Raw genomic sequence first — 2,437 nt, 5'->3', positions numbered from 1 at the left:
GAGCAAGGCAGGACTTTCGCCAGTCGTCTCAAGGAGGGCAAAACCAGTCTGAAGTTGTCGCCGCTGAAGTTGGAAAACGGGGAACGGACGTTAACCGAATTTACGATTACGGAGTATGACTCGGAGCGGTTTGGTTCGTTGGCTGAGGCGTATGAGCAGGATATTAAGCCGTTTGTGAGTTCGCTGGACTACAAAGAGCAGCCGTTGGTCGTGACAACGGAAAAGGCGCTGTATAGCTTCAATGCTGACCAGGAAACGCTGATTAAAGAGGGATTAGGTAAGCGAGATGCGTTGGGTTGCGGTCAGATTGTTGCGAAGGCGACGTTTAAGAAAGGGACGAAAACCCAGCCAGAACGGATTGAAATTACAGTGGAACTAACACCAGATTATCAGAAGGATTATGAAATTATTCCGTTTCATCTGAATGAGACGGAAAACCGGGCGGCGATTGAGGCGTTTATGGCGAAGTATATTACAAAACCGTTTGAGTATTTAGAGAATGTGGTCGGAGTGGAGATTAATTTCAATAAGGTATTTTATAAATTTGAAAAGCTGCGAGATGTGGCAGAGATTTTAGCAGAGATTTCTACTCTTGAAGATGAGCTAAAGAGGCTTGAGGATGAGTTTACGTTATGAAAATTGAGCGTTATAAAGCTTATAAAGATAGTGAAGTTAAGTGCATAGGTGAAATACCTGAGCATTGGGAGTCTGGAATGCTTAACCGAATTGCTAGACGAGTTGTTGTTGGAATTGCTGAGGCTGCAACTCATGCTTATGCAGAAGAAGGAACTCCAATTTTAAGATCTACTAATATTCGTGCGGGCAAGATTATCGGGGACATCTTTTATATCAATTCTGATTTTGCTAATGACCGAAAATCGAAACTTATCCACGCTGGTGATTTGGTTACAGTGAGAACAGGTAACGTAGGCGTGACAGCAGTAGTACCAGAAGAGTTAGATAAATGCCAATGTTTTACTATGCTCGTCACAACTTTAGTCACTAAATTAGCCTCTATAAGTTACTACTGTTACTGGATAAATAGTATATCTGCACAGGACTACTTTTATTTGGAAGGGTGGGGTACAGCCCAACTTAATATCAGCGTACCAATTCTGCAAGCTCTGCCAATTCCAATTCCTTCTCTCTCTGAACAAGAAGCGATCGCCCACTACCTCGACACAAAAACCGACCAAATAGATCGCAAAATTGACCTACTCACCCAGAAGGCAGCGCTATACGGCGATCTCAAGCAGTCTCTCATCAATGAAACTGTGACACGCGGGCTTGATAAATCTGTGCCGGTGAAGGATAGCGGGGCTGAGTGGTTAGGTGAAGTACCAGAGCATTGGCAAATCACATTCTTAGTCAAAACTTTGTCTTCCCTTGTTGACTATAGAGGACGTACTCCAAGGAAAGTGAACATTGATGAAAATGGAATACTCCTTGTAACCGCAAGGAATATTAAACAAGGGCGTATTGATTACTCTTTATCTGAAGAGTTTGTTGATATTGATGATGTTCAATCACTATTAAATAGAGGAAAACCTGAGATTGGTGACGTTTTATTTACAACAGAAGCTCCACTTGGCGAAGTTGCAAATGTTGATAGATTACATTTTGCTCTAGCGCAGAGAATTATAAAATTTAGAGGTAAAATAAATACCCTTGATAATTATTTTATGAAGTATTGGTTAATGTCTTCTGTTTTCCAATATAGTCTACAGCGTAATGCAACAGGTTCTACTGTTCTAGGACTTAAAGGCAGTAAAGTTAGACTATTAAGTATTGTTCTCCCTCCACTCTCCGAACAAAAAGCGATCGCCGACTACCTTGACACCAAAACGGCCCAAATTGACCAGATTATTCAAACCATCAACACCCAAATCGAAAAACTCAAAGAACTGCGTAAAACCCTGCTCAACGATGTCGTCACAGGCAAAATAAAGGTGGTCTGACCTATGAGTGAACTGAACCTGCAAGACAAATTCCTTATCCCCTTTTTTCGAGAAAGTTTAGGCTACCAAGAAGTTAAAGCCAACACTATCACCAATTCCCTAATTATCGAAGAAGACTTACAAGCCTTCATTTCAACCACCGAACTCAACCAAAAGCCCTACGAGGCACTGCTCAAAAAATATAGCAGCAACGCCCAAGAACTGCTAGGCGATCTAATCGAGCTAATCCAAGAGCGCATCGCCAGCAGTCGCAACATGGCATTATTTATCAACGCCAATAAATCCGTTACCCTGCAAGGCATCAAACTCCACCTATTTTACCCCGACGACAGCGTAACTCACGACAGCAGCCTCTTTGCTCAAAACATTTTCTCTGTCGTTCAAGAACTGCCTTACAAATACCACTATCAAGGCGAACAAATCTTTTCCTTCCGTCCAGATATCTGCCTCTTTGTCAATGGCATTTACCTCGGCTACAG

General features: G+C 42.2%; 3 protein-coding genes. All 3 read left to right on the top strand.

What is annotated here, in order from left to right:
- Nucleotides 1–636, top strand: a 636-nt coding sequence (locus ACUVJL_RS39280) for a hypothetical protein (protein ID WP_445250764.1), incomplete at its 5' end; no start/stop codon positions are given.
- Complete coding sequence (locus tag ACUVJL_RS39275) at nucleotides 633–1,958, top strand: restriction endonuclease subunit S (RefSeq protein ID WP_445250763.1); 1,326 nt, start codon at nucleotides 633–635, stop codon at nucleotides 1,956–1,958. The genes ACUVJL_RS39280 and ACUVJL_RS39275, both read left to right, overlap by 4 nt.
- A 3-nt stretch (nucleotides 1,959–1,961) precedes the next feature.
- On the top strand, nucleotides 1,962–2,437 hold a 476-nt coding region (locus ACUVJL_RS39270; protein WP_445250762.1), incomplete at its 3' end, for a type I restriction endonuclease.

Origin of the sequence: Microcoleus sp. OTE_8_concoct_300, from assembly GCF_031383065.1 — a bacterium.
Classification (GTDB): Bacteria; Cyanobacteriota; Cyanobacteriia; order Cyanobacteriales; family Microcoleaceae; genus Microcoleus.
The sequence above is the reverse complement of the archived record's forward strand: the minus strand, read 5'-3'. Positions and strand labels throughout refer to the sequence as shown.